Below are 17,070 nucleotides of genomic sequence, written 5' to 3'. Positions count from 1 at the left end.
GGATCAAGCCTCCGCCGCTCGGCCCTTCTGCGGGAACAAACCCCGCGGGCGCTTCTGGATGAATACGATGATGAAGACCAGCATCAGGATTTTCGCCAATACCGCGCCGGAGTAGGGTTCGAGAAGCTTGTTGGCGATCCCCAGCGAGAACCCGCCGATCAGGGTTCCCCACAAGTTTCCCACCCCGCCGAATACCACCACCATGAACGAGTCCACGATGTACGACTGGCCCAAATTGGGTCCCACATTGGTGAGCTGGCTGAGCGCCACGCCGGCGACTCCGGCGATACCGGAGCCCAATCCGAAGGTCAGCGCATCGACTCGTTCCGTCGGAATGCCCATGGCTTTGGCCATGGCCCGGTTCTGCGCGACCGCCCGCACTTCAAGCCCGATCCGGCTGCGCTTCAAGATTTGAAGCAAGGCCGCGAATACCAGAAGGCAGAACACGAGGATGTAAAACCGGTTCAAAGTCAGCGACAACGCGCCGTTGATCTCCACCGAACCGCTCATCCAGGCCGGCGTCGCCACGCTACGGTTCAAGGGAGAAAAGATCGTGCGGACCAATTGCTGGAGAAACAGGCTCACTCCGAATGTGGCCAGCAAGGTCTCCAAGGGTCGTCCGTAGAGAAAGCGGATGATGCCGCGCTCGATCGCAATCCCGACCAGCGCGGACAGCAGAAATGCCGCCGGAATAGCCACGAACAGGGAAATGTCCAGATGCCCGGGCATCAGCTGCTGTACCACGTAGGTGGTGTAAGCACCCAGCATCATCAGCTCGCCATGGGCCATGTTGATAACCCCCATAACCCCGAAGGTAATGGCCAAGCCGATGGAGGCGAGCACCAGAACCGCTCCCAGGCTCAAGCCGAAAAAGACCGTCTCGGCCGCGCGATACGCGGTCAGCTTGGATTCGATCGTTTTGATGGCGACTTGGGCCGAATTTCGAATATCCGAATCGGGTTCCAGATACCGGCCCTCCTCATCCTTCTCCAGCAGTTCGTTCAGACGGTTAAATACGTCTGGCCTCAGATTGCCATGCAAGGCATCGATCGCACGGATACGTAGATTTTTGTCATCACTCGATAGATCGGCCAAGGCCAGGACCGATCCGATCGCTTCCGAAACTTTGGGATCGGTTTCGACATCAAGTTGGGCGCGCAGCAATCCTACGCTCTTTTCGTCCAGAGATTGGCTCATGGCCTCGACCGCCTTGAGCCGCTGCACGGGGTCTTCCACCGTCAATTCGAGCCGCCCGAGGGTTTCGCGCAGGGTCGTGCGCAACGCATTGTTGATGCTGATCTTCTTGAGATCGAACTTGGCCACGGTGCCTTGAGCCTGCCCGTCGAGGACATTCACGATCGAGAGACCATCTTCGGCGGCATCGCCGAAAACGACCGCGCCGTCGTCCTTGCGGTAGTAAAGACGTCCGTCGAGGAGCGCCCGGAGCACAGGCACCGTCCGCGAATCCTTGATGCCGGCGATCCGTTCGACGACTTCGCCCATTTCATTCAGAGGAACCTCCTTGAGCCGGGCCAATGCATCGGCGAACGGGTCCCCCGATCCCGCCGCCGCTTCGCACAAGCCCAGCATCATCATGCTCAGCATGACAACGCCCCATCGCCGCACGCTGAAAATCAAAGGTCTCATCTCATCTCCCGAATTCTGTACACAGCGCCGGTTGCCGGGAACGCTGCGCTTATCCCGGCCTACAATCTCTACACAAGTTTTCGAACTCGGAAACCCCGTTTCCGGGTTGTCTTTAAATCCCGTTTGCCGCGCCGAGCACCGGAGCTTTCGGCCGGAATGCCCCTCCAGGGGCGCGGAAAGGATTCCGCGCGTCGCCAGAGGGGCATGGAGGCCCCTTCTGGCGACCCCGGCTGAAAGCGAGGAGCGCAAGGATCAAGCGGCAACCGGGCCGCCTTTGGCTCCTTTCTTTTGGCGGCGCAAAAGAAAGGAGCTCGGCCGTGGGTCCGAGAACCCACACTCAAATAAAGTCATCGCACAGCGATTCCTTCTTTGATCGACCTATCTAGATACCTCTGCCCTTACCTATTCCCGGAGGGAAAAGAACTGCCCTGTCGATCAATACTTCTGACCGGAACACTTCTTGGTCTTGGTGTTGTAGTTGCCGCAGTTGATCGGCGGCGTCCACTCGGCGACGATCGGCTTGCTCTCGGGCAGGAAGTCGGACCAGGCGTCGCCCTCGACCAGCTTCTGGGTCTGCCATACCGTCTGGAACTGGCCGTCGTCCTGAATCTCGCCGATCAGCACCGGCTTGGTGATGTGGTGGTTCAAAAGCATCTTCGACACCCCGCCCGTCAGGTTCGGCGCTTCGATGCCGATGATGGCCTTGCCCACGGCGTCGGTATCGGTCGTACCCGCCTTTTCCACCGCCTTGACCCACATATTGAAGCCGATGTAATGCGCTTCCATCGGGTCGTTGGTCACGCGCTTCCTGTTTTTGATGAACTGATGCCACTTGGTGATGAACGCCGCGTTTTCGGGCGTATCGACGCTCATGAAATAGTTCCAGGCGGCGAGATGGCCGACCAGCGGCTTGGTGTCGATGCCGGACAACTCCTCTTCGCCGACCGAAAACGCGACGACCGGGATCGACTCGGCCGAAACGCCCTGATTGCCCAACTCCTTATAGAAAGGCACGTTAGCATCGCCGTTGATGGTGGATACCACCGCCGTCTTCTTGCCCGCCGAGCCGAACTTCTTGATGTCCGCCACGATGCTCTGCCAATCCGAATGGCCGAACGGCGTGTAATTGATCATGATGTCCTTTTCCTTCACACCTTTCGATTTCAGATAAGCTTCCAGGATTTTGTTGGTCGTTCTTGGATATACATAATCCGTGCCCGCCAAGACCCAGCGTTTAACCTTCAGATCCTTCATGAGGTAATCGACGGCGGGGATGGCCTGCTGATTGGGCGCTGCACCGGTATAGAACACGTTCTTCGACGATTCCTCGCCCTCGTACTGCACCGGATAGAACAAGAGTCCGTTCAATTCCTCCACCACCGGCAGCACCGACTTGCGGGAGACCGAAGTCCAGCAGCCGAAGATGGCGGCGACTTTGTCCTTGGTCAAAAGCTCGCGGGTTTTTTCGGCGAACAACGGCCAGTTCGAAGCGGGATCGACGACCACCGGTTCCAGCTTTTTGCCAAGAAGACCGCCCTTTTTGTTCTGTTCGTCGATCAGCATCAGCATGGTGTCCTTCAGCGTGGTTTCGCTGATGGCCATGGTGCCCGAGAGCGAATGGAGGATGCCCACCTTGATCGTCTCTTCGGCGCGGGCCTCTGCCCCGCAGAAAAGTGCAAGCGACGACAGAACCAAACAAATCAAGAGCTGCGGGAAGGTTTTTCGATAATCAGCCATGAATGCTTACCCCTAAGTGGTTGATGGAATGCCAAAGAGTGATCAGATCTGCAATTGGAAGCCCAGCTTGATCGAGCTGACGTCGTCGCCCGAAGCCGTCGAGGTGTAATCCAGCCCCTTGGTGAGCAGGTCGCCGTACTCGTACATCAGCATGATCTTGGCGTTGTGGCCGTCGATGATGTAGTTGATGCCGGCCTCGTAGTTCTCGCGGCTGGCGCTCTTGATCGGATCGACGTTGACGTAGCGGATGTAAGGCTGAAATTGCCCTATCCACACCTTCTGCGGAAGCAGATACATGGCGCTCATGTCGTAGGCGTTGCCCTCGAACATGGCGAAGCCACCGCCGGCCAAGCGCGACGCCATGCCGTAGCCCTTGATGCCGTAGTTCTTGTATTCGCCGTTGACCGTCACCACGCCCATGTCGCCCAAAGGCTTTTCAAACAGAACGTCCACCGCGGTGCCGCGGAACTGGCCCGGATCGGCCCGGGTGCCGGCGCCGTCTTCCTGGTACTGGTTCGAAACGCCCAAGGTCAGAATGTCGCCGCCCCGGCCGTAATAGGTGCCGGAAGTGTAGTAACCGGGGTTTTTTTCCACGTCCAGGAAGTTGTAGGCGAAACGCTGAGCATAGAGGATGTTGTCGTCGACGTTGGCGCCATTCCGAAGCCCGCGGAAGAAACCCACGGCGTACTGGAAACGGCTGTCGAAAACCGAGCCCCAGATGGTGGCGCCGTCGTCGCGGCCGAAGGAGCCGGCGGAGGTGCCGTCCGATCTTATCGTGGTGTTGAAGTCCGACGGTTCGAAGGGCGTGCCGGCGCCGAAGATGTTGTACACGGCACTGAAGAACGGCCCGTTCATTTCGCGGCGCTCGGCGGGCACCAGCATCCGGCCCATCCAGATGTTGAACAGCGGATCGAACTCGAATTTGCCGATGGCATCGAGAATGCGCATCTCGCCGCCGTCGCCGCAGGTTTGACAGTCGGTGTTGAACTCGATCTTGAAGTATTTGTGAATCTGGCCGTTCAGATAGAGACGGATGTTGTCCAGATTGAAGTCGTTGGACCATTTGCCTGCGTTGGCGGCCTCCTCCGTGGCGGTAAAGCTCGTTCTAAGGCCGGCGCCTATGCTCACCCACTTGGTATCGTCGATCTTGAACGTCGCTCCCCCGTGCGACACGGGCGCATACGCCACCGTCAACGCCGCCAAGGCGGCGGGCAAAAGCGCATTCTGCAAGCCGCGGCTATCGGCTTGCGTCGCGCAATTCTCTCGATTGTTCATGACTGAAATCCCCTAATCGTTAATGTCGGTCTACGAGCGCTCCTGCGTCCGACGACGGTCATTTCCGGTGTCGGCACAAGTCACCCAGATGTCCGCGTGCTTCGCCGGTAAAGGCTTTTCACCCGGCTCGGCAAATATCCTTATTGGTTGAATCCGAAGAGCGGTTCACGGAGCCAGCCGTTGCGGCTAACTCATTGTGAGGACGGGGCTAATTAGATTTCCGGGGGGCATATGTCACAATCAGTCAAATGACGTATGCCGAGGCGGGGGATATCGGCTTAGAGTCTGTGCGGTGCGCCGCTCTGCATAGTCCGAGATGTAGGCCGGAATAAGCGTCAGCGTTTCCGGCAACCACTATGGCATAGTGGGGGCTTGAGGGAGCCCATAAGAGGTGCCGCTAACCGCGGCGATGGTTTTAGAGCGGGGGGCCGCCCCGCACGCGGGGTACTTTCTTTTGTTTGGCCAAAAGAAAGTACCCAAAGAAAAGGCCACCCGAAGGGCACCCTGATCCTGCGCGTCGTCACCTGGGACCGGGGGCGACCGAAGGCACGTCCGTGTGCCTCGGTCGCCGCGCGCGATCCTTCGCGCGCCCCAATGGGCTATTCCGGTCCCAGGCGACGATGCTCGGGGGTACCCTACGGGATTAACCATGACGCTGAAACCGCTGTAAATTCACCAAAAATAATGCTTATGCGTCTCCCATTTTTGATCGTTTCCTTGGGCATACTTGCCGCCTGCTCCGTAGGATTAAAACCCCAAGGCACTCCTCTGCGGCCCGAATCGGTCGGGAAAATTCTGTTCCGTGTAGCACCCGATAATTTGGATGAGGCACCGATTCCGGCCATGGCCGAACGGATCAGCAAGAATCTGAGCTCTTGGGGATATCCGGTCGAGGCGGATACGGGCGACAGCCGGAAAAGCGATACGACTCACATCATGGAAGCCCAGGTCGGAACTATCGAAAACAAGAGCACACCCACCGGCTTTTCGTTCAGCATCGGCAATTCCGATCCGCGTGCGCTCGATTTCCAAAAGGCGGAGGTGCTCCCGGTGACCTGTGCGCTCAAATCCGCTGCCGGGCCGTCCGAAACCGCCAGCCTGTTCATGGATTTCATCGCGGACGAGAAAATCAAGAATTCGAGCCGTGCCAAGAGCGATCGGGCATTACTGGAAATTTACGAGAATCACATCGGAACGGTCTGCTTCAATCTTCTCGACGAACTGAAGGTACCGAGGAAGAAAACGGAGCCGTCGGCAAGCACGACCACGTGGATGCCCGAGATACGCATCGAGGTGAAGGAAAAACCTACGGCGAAAAAGAGCGGCGCCGCAATCGAGCCGCTTCCCGTCCATCCGGTGGAGACCGGTGAAAGCACAGCGGCCGAAACCTCGGAATCCGGCGGCAGCCCTGCAACTCCGCCGGCAGAGCCGCCCGTAAAAACCGAGACCAACATTAACGAGGAGGAAGGCCGCAAACAAATCATCATCCATAACCGCGGCAATCCGGTGATTCTCGACTTCGGCTTCGAAAGGAAATAAACCCGAGCCGTCTTCGCATCGCTGGTTCGCCCTTTTGATGTGCAATTTCCCGGTAATTGCTCCAAGTCGGGGCACTGACCGGCGAGTACGCCCCTCGCCCTCGGTGTTCTCTCACATGACTGGCTCAGCGGCACGCGATTTGCTGCCGCTGGAGGATTCGGGCGTGGCACAAGATAGGAACGGTGCCCGCCTCTCTAAAGACGTTCTCAAAGAATCCGTTCGCATCGGGCGTAGCGACGTCGAAGTGTTGGCTTTTCGTATTTCGACGCCGCCACGCCCGATGCGAACGGATTCTGGATTGTTCGAAGCTTCTCCAATAAGAACCATACAAGAGGCAGAACATCTTCATGGGGGTATTGAGCCGTCAGGCCATCGTAAAGATACGCCGCGACTATAACGCCTGGGTCGCGAACGAGACCCTGGAGGACTACGCGCTGCGGTTCGCGCCGCGGTCGTTTCGGAAATGGTCCGAATTCCGGGTGGCGAACACCGCTTTCGGCTCCATTTCATTTCTGGTGCTCGAGGCCATCGGCGGCTTTCTGACCATCAACTACGGCTTCGTCAACGCCTGCTGGGCCATTCTGGCCGTGGGGCTCGTCGTTTTCCTCACTGGCCTGCCGATCAGCTATTACGCGGCCAAGCACAACATCGACATGGACTTGCTGACCCGCGGCGCCGGGTTCGGCTACATCGGCTCGACCCTGACCTCGCTGATCTACGCCTCCTTCACCTTCACCCTGTTCGCGCTCGAAGCGTCCATCATGTCGCTGGCGCTGGAGCTGTATTTCGACATCCCCATCGCCGCCGCGCATGTCGTCAGCGCCTTGACGGTCATCCCGCTCGTCACCTACGGCGTCACCACCATCAGCCGCCTTCAGCTCTGGACTCAACCGCTGTGGATCGTGCTGCTTATCTCACCGTATGCGGCCGTCATCTGGCGAGAACCCCAGGCGCTGGCCGAACTCACCCTATTCCCCGGCCGCGAGGCTCGCGGAGCGCAGTTCGACTGGATTCTGTTCGGAACGGCCGCGACCATGGCCTTTTCCATGGTGGCCCAAATCGGCGAGCAAGTGGATTTCCTGCGGTTCTTGCCGGAAAAAACCCAAAAAAACCGGTATCGGTGGTGGGCGGCCACGATCGTCGCCGGTCCCGGATGGATTTTCTTGGGCATGGCCCGGCAACTGGGGGGCGCTTTCCTGGCTTATCTGGCGCTTCGGCATGGAATCGTCGATGAACGGGCGCACGAACCGACCCAGATGTATTTGGTGGCCTACGGCTACGTATTCGACGACGCCAGGCCGGCGCTGGCGGCGACGGCGCTTTTCGTGGTCGTCTCGCAGCTCAAGATCAATGTCACCAATGCCTATGCGGGGTCGCTCGCCTGGTCGAACTTTTTCTCGCGGCTGACCCACAGCCATCCCGGGCGGGTCGTGTGGCTGGTCTTCAATGTGTCGATCGCCCTGCTCCTCATGGAACTCGGCGTATTCGGCGCGCTGGAGCGGGTCCTAGGACTCTTTTCGAACGTGGCGATCGCATGGATCGGCGCGCTGGCCGCCGATCTGGTGATCAACAAGCCGCTGGGGCTCAGCCCGCCGTTCGTCGAGTTCAAGCGCGCCTACCTGCCCGACATCAACCCGGTCGGGGTGGTTTCCACCCTAGGTGCCTCGGCGGTCTCCATCGCCGCCTACGCGGGCGTTTTCGGAGCGCTGCCGCAAGCGTTTTCGGCCTTTATCGCCCTGGCCACCGCCTTCCTGCTCGCGCCGGCCATCGCCGCAATGACGCGCGGCCGGCATTATCTGGCGAGAGACCGCGACGACTGGGGGCCGACCACGCCCCATGCCAAATGCTGCATTTGCGAGAACGATTTCGAGATGGAGGACAAGGCTTATTGCCCCGCCTATCAAGGGACGATCTGCTCGCTCTGCTGCACCCTGGACGCCCGCTGTCTGGACGCCTGCAAGCCGAACGCGCGCCTCAGGGATCAATTGGAGCGGCTGGCGAGCCGCTGGCTGCCCGCACACTTGTCGCCCCAGCTCAAGCTGCGCCTGGTTCAGTTCGCTCTCGTTTACCTGCTCCTCGCCGCGCTCACCGGCATCTTCGTGGGCGTGATCTATTACCAGGACATCCTGGTGGCCGCCCAGCGGGACGAGGCTTTATCCCAAGCGCTGCTCAACAATTTCCTCAAGGTGTATTCGTCGCTGCTGGTGTTTCTGGGCCTGGCCGCGTGGTGGGTAGTGCTTAGCAACGAGAGCCGGCAGGTAGCCCAGGAGGAATCCGGCAAGCAAACCTCTCTGCTGCTCAAGGAGATCGAGGAACACCGCAAAACCGACGGCAAGCTTAAGGAAACCAGGGAAGCCGCCGACCGCGCCAATCAGGCCAAGAGCCGCTTCGTGAGCGACATGAGCCACGAGATTCGGACGCCGCTGAACAGCATTCTCGGGTATGCCCAGATCTTGCGGAAAGATCCGAGCATCCCGGCCCATCGGCGGGATGCGGTGGAAATCATTCAGCGCAGCGGCGAGCATCTTTCCTCTCTGATCGAAGACATTCTCGATATCGCCCGCATCGAAGCGCGCAAGATCGAGCTGCGGCCTGCGCCGATCGATTTTCCGGCCTTCATCGAGCAGTTGGTGCGCATGTTCAAGCCGCAAGCGGAAGCGAAAGGGCTGACTTTCCGCTGCCAAATCGTCGACATACTGCCGCGCCGGATTCGCGGAGACGAAAAGCGGGTGGGCCAGATTCTCATCAACCTACTGAGCAATGCCGTGAAATTCACCCAGGACGGCGGGGTGCTGTTCCGCGTGGGCTACAGCGGAGAGATCGCCCGCTTTCAGGTGGTCGACACCGGCGACGGCATATCGCAAGACCAGTTCGAGACCATATTCCTGCCTTTTCAGCGATTGGCGAACGCGCGCGGCAACGCCATTCCCGGCAGCGGCTTGGGGCTGACGATCAGCAAGATATTGGCGCAGGTCATGGGCGGCGAACTCACGGTGGAGAGCGAGCCTCGGCAGGGTTCCACGTTTGCGGTGCGGCTTTTTCTTCCGGACCTCCGAAGCGCGGACGAGGCGCTGAACGAGGACGATATCGTGGGTTATTGCGGTCCGCGCCGCAAGATTCTGATTGTCGACGACCAACCGGAGCACCGCGGCGTGTTGACCTCGGCATTGGCCCCCTTGGATTTTAATCTCAAGGAAGCGGGCTCCGGCGAAGAGTGCTTGGCGCTGGTACGGGAGTGGAACCCGGACCTGATCCTATTGGACATTCTGATGACCGGAATGACCGGCATCGAGGCCGCGGCCAGCCTACGTCAGACCGGCTGCAAGACCCCCATCGTCGTAGTAAGCGCCAATGCCTATCAAAACGACCGCCGCTCGACCATCGCCGCCGGCTGCGATGACTTCTTGGCCAAGCCCATCCAGATCAGCGAACTCCTGTGCAAACTCAAGCTGCATCTAAGCCTCGATTGGCTGTATCGCGGAGACGACACGGCACAAAGCCGGTCCACGGCCGACCCGGAGGCGCCGATGATACGCCCGCCCCCGGATTGCCTGAAAGAACTGGTCGCGTTTGCCCGAATCGGCGACCTTCGCGGCTTGGCGGACCGTCTGGAAGCACTGGTCGAAAGCGACGGCGGCTACGCTCCGTTCGCGAGCCGCCTTCGAACCCTTTCGCGGGAATTCCGTCTCGGCGACATAAAGAAAATACTCAACGAGGCCTAAGATGAGCTCAAAACACCAATGCTGCCAAGGTACGGTGATGATCGTGGACGATGTGCCGGCCAATCTCGCCCTTCTTTCCGACGCCCTTGAAGAAGCGGGCTACCGCGTGCTGGTCGCCACCGACGGCGTTTCCGCCCTGGAGCAGCTTCGCTACGCCGATCCCGACGTCATTCTGCTGGACGCCGTCATGCCGGGAATGGATGGCTTTGAGACGTGCCGCCGCCTCAAGGCGAATCCTGCGACCCGGCCCATTCCGATCATCTTCATGACCGGGCTCGGCGAACTGAACGACCTGCTCCGGGGTTTCAGCGAAGGCGCCGTGGACTACCTGGTGAAGCCGATCCGCCACGAGGAGGTCTTGGCCAGGGTGGGAGCTCATTTGGCGCAGTCGCGGATGGTGTTCCGCGCCGAAGAAGCGCTGGAACGCAGCGGATTCGCGACGATCAGCGTCGATGCCGCGGGACGGATTGTTTGGCTGACGTCCTCGGCCATCCATTGGCTGGCGGCATTCGCGGGGAGTAACGTGCTCGATTTCGAAAGCTTGGCCAGCTTTTTACCCAAACCGCTTTTGGATTGGGCCCTGGCCCGGATCGCAGCGGGTGAAAAAACGGAACACGAGATGTTCACCCTTCGTCGCGGCGGCAGGAAGTTCACCGCCAGACTCACCCCCTGCCAGGACGGATCGGAATACCTGCTGCTGCTGCAAGAATCGTCGGGGGACTGGGATCTGGAGTCTTTGCGGGAGGACCTGGGACTCACCTTCCGCGAAGCGGAGATACTGATGTGGATCGCCCGAGGCAAGACCAATCGCGACGTCGGCGAGATCTTGGGCAGCAGTCCCCGAACGGTCAACAAGCACCTGGAGCACATCTTCGAAAAGCTGGGTGTCGGCACGCGCGCCGCCGCGGTAGCCGTCGCCATGCAAAGCATGCGTACCGGTGCCGAGGCGGCGTAAATGCCTTTAAGGAAGCTCTGATTAAGTCCTTCGACAGGCTCAGGACGAACGGTAAGGTATTGATTCCGTTCGTGGTGAGCTTGTCGAACCATGAACGGAATCGACTTGTTCAGAGTTTCCTTAAAGTTCCAATACGAGGATCAAACCAATTCGACTTTTACCCAGCCGGGGCGGCGCTCGTCGAATGCCTGATAAGCCTCGATGACCGAAGTTAAGGGCTCCGTCTGGGTCAATATCTCCGTCGGATCGATAACCCCGCTGCGGACAAGGTCGATGAGCATGGGGATGTATTGGCGATGATTGCAATTGCCCATCTTCAGGGTGAGATTCTTGTTCATCGCCATGCCGATGGGAAAGAAGCGGTGGGCTGGCGGATAAACCCCTATGATCGACAAGGTCCCGGCCTTGGCCAGAGCCTGGACGGCCCAGGTCAAAACCAGCGACGGGCTGTCGCCGTGATGCCAGTGATCCCCCGGCCGGGGCGCTTCCGGCGCAATTTCGCTCAGTTCCTGGTCGAACTGGACTTTTTGCTCTTCGGCCTTTTGAGCAGCCGGTCCATGATGGGGACGTTCGGCATCCACCCCCACCGCGTCGATGGCGCGATCCACGCCGATCCCGCCGGTCAGGTCGCGGATCACCTGGACGGGATCCTCGGAATCGAAGTTGATGACTTCCGCACCTTGGTTGCGTGCCATCTCAAGACGTGAGGGTTCGTTGTCCACCGCCAGCACTCGGCCGGCGCCCTGAAGCTTGGCGCAGGTGATGGAAAATTGCCCGACCGGTCCGCAGCCGAACACGGCTACCGTATCGCCGGGTTTGATCTCCGCCAACTCCGCTCCGAAGTAGGCCGTCGGCAGGATATCCGAGATCAGTATGGCTTCGTCGTCGGTGACGTCGTCGGGCAGCTTGACCAACCCGACGTTGGCGAACGGGATCCGCGCCTTTTCCGCCTGCAATCCGTTAAGGCCGCCGGCCATCGCGGGACCTCCGAAGAAGGTCGTCCCGCCGAGGAGGCCGCCGGGATTGGCATTGTCGCATTGGGCATAGTAGCCCGCCCGGCAATAGGAACAGTAGCCGCAGGCCACGGTGGAGGGAACCACCACCCGGTCGCCTTCTCTGAGATTCCGGACGTTCGGTCCGAGCGATTCCACGATGCCGACGGCCTCGTGTCCCAGAACGGTGCCGGGCTTGAGCCCGCCCAAGGTGCCGCGCACCATGTGCAGGTCAGTCCCGCAAATCGCGCTGGCGGTGATCCGCAAAATGGCGTCTGTGGGGTCTTCGATGTGCGGCTCGGCGACTTCTTCCAGACGAATATCGCCGACTCCGTGAAAAACGACTCCCTTCATCTCTGCCTCCGGTTTTCACCTGGTGGTTTCAGGGTGCTGCACTAAATCCCAGCACCCGATCAGGATTCTTCCCCCGGGCATCAAAGCCGGCTTTCCCCTCGAAATGCTCGCCCCCCTCGTTTCTGCTTTGATGCCCGCGTTCCGCCGCAGTTCCCGCTGACCTGCGCCACCGAGCCATTCGCATAGATCGGACAGTAGATGAAATATAAAAGCTTGAAGCGTGGCCGCATAAAAAGCGATCGCGTCGCCATTTTTTGCGAAACTATTGACTCGACGCCCGGCCGTGATGCCTTGTGTATGGCCTACGACCGCCGCTACCCGCGGCGACCTTCGGCCACACACTCGGCGCTCGGGCTTCCGGGGACTACTCGACTCACTCGCTCCATGTCTCACAGCAAAGGTTCCAGAGCTTCTGGACGATGTCTCGGGTCGTTTAGCTCATGAGTCGTCGGTATTCAGGCCAGATGGCCTTTCAGTTCGTCGGCGGTGAGAATGGGCGGTTGGAAGTCGGCTCTGAGCGCCAACAGGTCGGCGTCGCCGGTGACGAGGAAATCGGCGCTCGCCGCTTGAGCAAGGCATAGAAAAACCCGGTCGTCAGGGTCGCGGCACGTCGGAACGCCCTGCAGATCCGTAGGCAATTTGGCGGTTTCCGCCCACGGCAGAAAGTCGGCGAGCAATTCTTCCTTTTCCTCCACCGTCAACCTGAATTTGGGATAGGCGAGCACCCGCAGCAATTCGGCGGCGGTTTCGCGGCAAACGACGGGAACGATCGTTCCCGCCTGCCAAGCATGGCGCACCCAGGCCAGCCGTCCCTCGCGGAATACCAGGGCGGACAGAACAATGTTGGTATCGAGTACCACACGGAGGGTCATTCCGGTCTTCGCGCCCAGGCAACGGCGTCGGCGATGTCACTTTCATCGATACCGAGTTGGGCCAGCTTTTCCCGCACGGCATCGGCTTTCTGGACCCGCACTGGTGTGAGCACTAACTTTCCGCCCTCGACCTGGATGTCGAAATACTCGGCGGCGGGAAGCTGGGACACCACGGCTTTCGGCAGGGTGATCTGGTTTTTGGAGGTCATCTTGGCGAGCATGGCAGTTTTCCCGATGTAAGGAAGTAAGGAAATAATGATTTGCCGATATCATGGGATCAAAGTTGTCGGTCGTCAAGCCAGCTGTTCCCAAACCGCCTCGTTCATCTCCGCCAGCAGGCCGTCCAGTTTGCCATCGAAAATCTTGTCCATCCATTTGAACCCGCCGTCCTGCTTGAGGGGACCGCTGTCCAGCGTTTCCCGATCCAAATCGCGGAACTATAGCTCGCTAAGCCGGTACGGCGGGTGGAGCAAATCGTTGGGTCAGCCCTGGGCGCTGGGAAGCAAGGATTTGTATCTTCTTGATGCTCGGGAGCGACCATAGGCTGCCGGGCCGGAAAGCCCGACAGCATGGCTTGGGGTAAGGCTTTTCAGTTCAAACAGTTGCTCAAGTTGTTCGCTTCGGCGTAACAGTTGGTCAGAGCCTCCCTAATGCCCGGGAGCCGGCACCATGGGCGGTTCCACGCAAGCTCCGGCGTGATCGAGTTGAACCTGGGCGCGCTGGCGCGCGCAGTCATTGCTGTAGGTTTCGCCGTCGCATCCGCAGACGGGATCGTGTTCTGTCGTGCAGATTTCCGGGGCGACCCGACAGGTTCCCGATGCGCTCGTCGAGCCGCAAGCATTGGGAGTCTCGACCTCGCAGTATTGCCCGGGCGGACATTGCGCCCCACCTGTTCCGCCGCAGGCTTGCCCGGCCACGGGTGCGGGGGATTCCATCAGGTAAAATTCGCTCGCGAGAAGGGACTTGCTTTTACCCGCCGGTCCGGTAACGGTTTCATGACTGCCGGCCACGAGAATGCTCCCCTGCTTGAGGGCTTGATATCCGGCGTTGATCCGCGCGGGATCGGCGGCGGATGCGAGTAGATCGATGTCTGCAATCAGAGCCTTGCTCAGGGTATTCAGCCGCTCCTGCTCGATGTGTTCACACGGGACGGTCAGGCAAGGGTTGCCGACATCCCTCACCCGGTACAGGGCTCCCGCCGGAGACGCCAGTGCCTGGGCCCGCCACGTCTCGTGCACAACCAGAACGCTGGCTTCACCGGAAGAAGCGGTCGAACGCCTCTCGAGAGTTCCCCGCACCACCCCGCGGCCCGAGACATACTCTCTTATGAATTCCTCGTTTTGCCGCTGAATGCCGCCCGCTGCGGAAAAATCGATCTCGCCGACATAACACTCCCGGCGCCAAATTCCGTCAGCGCAACGTGTTCGCGGTTTATTGACTTCCTTCACGAAAATCTTGTTGCAAGATGGTGCAACGCACTGCCTTAGGTCTTGGTGACTAACCCTGAAGTACCGATCTTCATCCCCGAGGACCGGACTGCTCCCCCAAAGTCCGACGACCATTATCCATAGAGCCAGCTCTTTGATCATTCCTGATCCTCCTTCCGTTCGTTTCAATTGCCGCACCGATCCTAACAAGGCATCGGAGAAAAATCACGGATTGCTGAAAACAGCGAGGGAAAGCGAAGATGAAGAAACGACAAAGAAAAGGTGTCGCCATTTCCGGCGACACCGAGTCCAGCTCAAAGAGGGGGGAAAAGAAAAACGGATAAGAGTTGGTGCGGTCCGATGAGTGGGTATCGATTCGTGGCGTCCTGCCTGTCACTCACCGGCCGCCAGGATTTTAGTGAGCAATTCATGTGCCACTCAAAACGCCGGTAACTTCAACAATCGACAGAACGCCCATAGGGAAAGGGCGGGAAATCCCTCAGTGAGGTGATGGAATTGCCGCACTCGGCATTTTCGCCGCGACTGGATCGAGAAAAACGCGCTGCCGCGTCGCCCGGACACGACGGGAGCTACGCCTTCCCCAAACGACTCGACGAGCCGCCGCAGCATTTTTTGTATTTCTTGCCGCTGCCACAGGGGCAAGGCGCATTGCGGAGAATCTCGCCTTTGTGGGCGATTTTGCCGTGATAATGGATGGTTCCGTCCAGGTAAACCCATCGCCCCGCCACCCGGTGAAACCGGCTGACCTCATGGATCAGATAGGTGTCGTCACCCAACTCGAACTGCGCTTTGAATTCCACTACCCCGCGATCGTCGCTCTCGCCGCCGCCTACGGTTCCGACGATCTCAAGGCGGGACCAGGTGCGGGTGTCGCCTTCAAAATCCAAAGAGGCCGGCCGTTTGCCGGGGTCCCAGCTCTCTTTAAGATAATCGGCATTGCGCAGCTCGAAGGCCGTAAAACGCGAACGCATGAGAGCTTCCGCGGTGGGCGCAGCCGATTGTCCGGCCAGATAAGGGCCGCAGCATGCGTCGAAGGATTTTTCGGAGCCACAGGGGCAAGTCGTGGGAGTGTTCACCGGATTTTGGAAGAAATACGGGTTGATCTGCTGAACGCTGACTGACCGGTGAAATTCAACGAGTGCTATGCTCGGGCCTTTCAATGGTGCGCCAAAGTTCTTTTCGGCTTGAATTATCGAGGACCGATTCTAACACGGGGAACGATTGGCTGCCTTCGTCTCCGCCCATCGGCACCCCAAGGCGGGCGTGAGGTCCGCCCATTTATACCCTGCTATGAACCGGCCTCCGCCTCCAATGCACGCAAGCTTTCTTCCACCCCGGCGGCATGGGTCAGCTCGGCCACGTTGTCCTTCGTGAAGAACCCTTGGAAATCGCCGAAGCGTTGCACGTATTCGACGATCAAGGAGGAATATTCCGATGCGCTGGAGAAAATTTGCTTGAGTCCCTCCTCCTTAGAACCGATGACGTCTAGCAAAAAGTCCTTGCCGCAATCCCGCAGCGTATCGACCACGTAGTCGATATTGGCTTTCCCTGCCGTCTCTCCGTCCCGCACCGCCACCGCGAGATGATGCAGCCGCGGGCCGTAGTTGCGTACGAAAGCCTCGGTCGGCGACGGCAGCTTGAGCAGATGATTGACGAAATACGGATGGTTCGCGGCGGTGAAGACCTTGGCCGGACTTTCCAACTCGTTCGCGTGATGCACGCTCTTGGTGACGTTGGTGGAGGAATTTTGGGAAACGATGTCGTAAGAGCCCCAGTAGTAATAACTGGTCAACGTCAGCCATTCGAGAATCGCCGCCTCCCGATTCTGGCTGTAGATCCGGGTGGCGAGATGGTCGATCGGCAGAAGCAGCGATTCCAGTCCCAACGTGGCACGGGCTTCCTTCGCTTCCAGGTAGGCCGCTTGGACGTCGTCGCGGACGGTGCTCCACCCGAGGGCATAAACGCGGATGTCCCGTTCCGGCCGCTCCCAATAACCCACGATATTGTGGGTATAGGGCGACGGTTTGACGATCGCCATGTTGCCCGGCATTTCCAGCTTCCGGATCTGATCCTGATTGAAGAAGCGCACGTCGCGGGACTTCTGCAATTCCACCACATCGTGCACATCGGTCACCCGGAACACTTCGCCCATGTAGCGGGAGTTGGGTTTGTGCGCGCCGATCGGATAGACCTCGTTGAGGCTTCTGAATATGCCTTGGGTATTGGGGTCCTTGACCTCGCGCACCAGAATGTCCGGAGCACTCATGTCGATGCGGAGCACGTGGGTGTAATGGCTCTCGGATTCGAGCGTAATCAGATAGTGGTACGGCGTCATCAGGCACAGTTCGCCCACGTAGGGAACGGAATGCCCCGGCTCTACCGTGATCATCAACGCATCGATCCGGCGGATCAGATCGGTGAGCCCGACACGATCGCGCTGCTCGAGAAGCCGGACCAAAAACTCTTCGAAAAACGGCGAGTTCTGCTTGTCGCCATAACGGGGAAAATCCAGAGAAGACATCGCGGTCG

At 59.4% G+C, this 17,070-nt stretch carries 13 protein-coding genes; 3 read left to right on the top strand and 10 right to left on the bottom strand.

The features are described from left to right. Nucleotides 1-3: 3 nt before the first annotated feature. The 3 genes from urtB to VEB01_RS17665 all read right to left on the bottom strand — a co-directional run bounded on the left by urtB (nucleotide 4) and on the right by VEB01_RS17665 (nucleotide 4,659). On the bottom strand, nucleotides 4-1,647 hold the full coding sequence (gene urtB / locus VEB01_RS17675) for an urea ABC transporter permease subunit UrtB (protein WP_324877738.1): 1,644 nt from the start codon (nucleotides 1,645-1,647) through the stop codon (nucleotides 4-6). A gap of 435 nt (nucleotides 1,648-2,082) precedes the next feature. Next, complete coding sequence (gene urtA / locus VEB01_RS17670; protein ID WP_324877736.1) at nucleotides 2,083-3,384, bottom strand: urea ABC transporter substrate-binding protein; 1,302 nt, start codon at nucleotides 3,382-3,384, stop codon at nucleotides 2,083-2,085. A 42-nt stretch (nucleotides 3,385-3,426) separates the two neighbouring features. Then, on the bottom strand, nucleotides 3,427-4,659 hold the full coding sequence (locus VEB01_RS17665; protein ID WP_324877734.1) for a hypothetical protein: 1,233 nt from the start codon (nucleotides 4,657-4,659) through the stop codon (nucleotides 3,427-3,429). A 690-nt stretch (nucleotides 4,660-5,349) separates the two neighbouring features. Here VEB01_RS17665 and VEB01_RS17660 point away from each other — a divergent pair. From VEB01_RS17660 to VEB01_RS17650, 3 genes are all read left to right on the top strand, one after another. Next, nucleotides 5,350-6,198, top strand: coding sequence for a hypothetical protein (locus VEB01_RS17660; protein WP_324877732.1), 849 nt, complete (start codon nucleotides 5,350-5,352; stop codon nucleotides 6,196-6,198). A 347-nt stretch (nucleotides 6,199-6,545) separates the two neighbouring features. After that, on the top strand, nucleotides 6,546-9,920 hold the full coding sequence (locus tag VEB01_RS17655) for a hybrid sensor histidine kinase/response regulator (protein WP_324877730.1): 3,375 nt from the start codon (nucleotides 6,546-6,548) through the stop codon (nucleotides 9,918-9,920). Nucleotide 9,921: 1 nt separating this feature from the next. Further along, a complete protein-coding gene (locus VEB01_RS17650) occupies nucleotides 9,922-10,875 on the top strand; it encodes a response regulator transcription factor (protein WP_324877728.1) in 954 nt (317 codons plus the stop codon). Nucleotides 10,876-11,015: 140 nt separating this feature from the next. On the opposite strand, the gene VEB01_RS17645 is transcribed toward VEB01_RS17650, so the two are convergent. The 7 genes from VEB01_RS17645 to VEB01_RS17615 all read right to left on the bottom strand — a co-directional run bounded on the left by VEB01_RS17645 (nucleotide 11,016) and on the right by VEB01_RS17615 (nucleotide 17,062). After that, nucleotides 11,016-12,221, bottom strand: coding sequence for a zinc-dependent alcohol dehydrogenase (locus VEB01_RS17645; protein WP_324877727.1), 1,206 nt, complete (start codon nucleotides 12,219-12,221; stop codon nucleotides 11,016-11,018). A 455-nt stretch (nucleotides 12,222-12,676) separates the two neighbouring features. Continuing rightward, nucleotides 12,677-13,093, bottom strand: a complete 417-nt coding sequence (locus tag VEB01_RS17640) for a putative toxin-antitoxin system toxin component, PIN family (protein WP_324877725.1) — start codon at nucleotides 13,091-13,093, stop codon at nucleotides 12,677-12,679. After that, nucleotides 13,090-13,314 carry an AbrB/MazE/SpoVT family DNA-binding domain-containing protein gene (locus VEB01_RS17635; protein WP_324877723.1) on the bottom strand — a complete coding sequence of 75 codons (225 nt, stop codon included), beginning with the start codon at nucleotides 13,312-13,314 and terminating at the stop codon, nucleotides 13,090-13,092. The genes VEB01_RS17640 and VEB01_RS17635 overlap by 4 nt, the downstream gene beginning before the upstream one ends. 72 nt (nucleotides 13,315-13,386) lie before the next feature. Beyond that, on the bottom strand, nucleotides 13,387-13,521 hold the full coding sequence (locus VEB01_RS17630) for a hypothetical protein (protein WP_324877721.1): 135 nt from the start codon (nucleotides 13,519-13,521) through the stop codon (nucleotides 13,387-13,389). Between the two features lie 219 nt (nucleotides 13,522-13,740). Next, nucleotides 13,741-14,682: a DUF6748 domain-containing protein gene (locus VEB01_RS17625; RefSeq protein WP_324877719.1), complete on the bottom strand. Its 942-nt coding sequence runs from the start codon at nucleotides 14,680-14,682 to the stop codon at nucleotides 13,741-13,743. Nucleotides 14,683-15,110: 428 nt separating this feature from the next. Next, a complete protein-coding gene (locus tag VEB01_RS17620; RefSeq protein WP_324877717.1) occupies nucleotides 15,111-15,617 on the bottom strand; it encodes a YchJ family protein in 507 nt (168 codons plus the stop codon). Between the two features lie 212 nt (nucleotides 15,618-15,829). Next, nucleotides 15,830-17,062: a hypothetical protein gene (locus tag VEB01_RS17615; RefSeq protein WP_324877716.1), complete on the bottom strand. Its 1,233-nt coding sequence runs from the start codon at nucleotides 17,060-17,062 to the stop codon at nucleotides 15,830-15,832. Nucleotides 17,063-17,070 lie beyond the last annotated feature (8 nt).

It is taken from the genome of Methylocaldum sp. (assembly GCF_035627495.1).
GTDB lineage: Bacteria > Pseudomonadota > Gammaproteobacteria > Methylococcales > Methylococcaceae > Methylocaldum.
This window is presented reverse-complemented; position numbering and strand designations above follow the sequence as displayed.

What these genes read in the sequence shown, in the direction of transcription:
- urtB (WP_324877738.1), bottom strand. Translation starts at nt 1,647, where the DNA reads ATGAGACCTTTGATTTTCAGCGTGCGGCGATGGGGCGTTGTCATGCTG.
- VEB01_RS17615 (WP_324877716.1), bottom strand. Translation starts at nt 17,062, where the DNA reads ATGTCTTCTCTGGATTTTCCCCGTTATGGCGACAAGCAGAACTCGCCG.
- urtA (WP_324877736.1), bottom strand. Translation starts at nt 3,384, where the DNA reads ATGGCTGATTATCGAAAAACCTTCCCGCAGCTCTTGATTTGTTTGGTT.
- VEB01_RS17660 (WP_324877732.1), top strand. Translation starts at nt 5,350, where the DNA reads ATGCGTCTCCCATTTTTGATCGTTTCCTTGGGCATACTTGCCGCCTGC.
- VEB01_RS17640 (WP_324877725.1), bottom strand. Translation starts at nt 13,093, where the DNA reads ATGACCCTCCGTGTGGTACTCGATACCAACATTGTTCTGTCCGCCCTG.
- VEB01_RS17645 (WP_324877727.1), bottom strand. Translation starts at nt 12,221, where the DNA reads ATGAAGGGAGTCGTTTTTCACGGAGTCGGCGATATTCGTCTGGAAGAA.
- VEB01_RS17635 (WP_324877723.1), bottom strand. Translation starts at nt 13,314, where the DNA reads ATGCTCGCCAAGATGACCTCCAAAAACCAGATCACCCTGCCGAAAGCC.
- VEB01_RS17625 (WP_324877719.1), bottom strand. Translation starts at nt 14,682, where the DNA reads ATGATCAAAGAGCTGGCTCTATGGATAATGGTCGTCGGACTTTGGGGG.
- VEB01_RS17655 (WP_324877730.1), top strand. Translation starts at nt 6,546, where the DNA reads ATGGGGGTATTGAGCCGTCAGGCCATCGTAAAGATACGCCGCGACTAT.
- VEB01_RS17650 (WP_324877728.1), top strand. Translation starts at nt 9,922, where the DNA reads ATGAGCTCAAAACACCAATGCTGCCAAGGTACGGTGATGATCGTGGAC.
- VEB01_RS17665 (WP_324877734.1), bottom strand. Translation starts at nt 4,659, where the DNA reads ATGAACAATCGAGAGAATTGCGCGACGCAAGCCGATAGCCGCGGCTTG.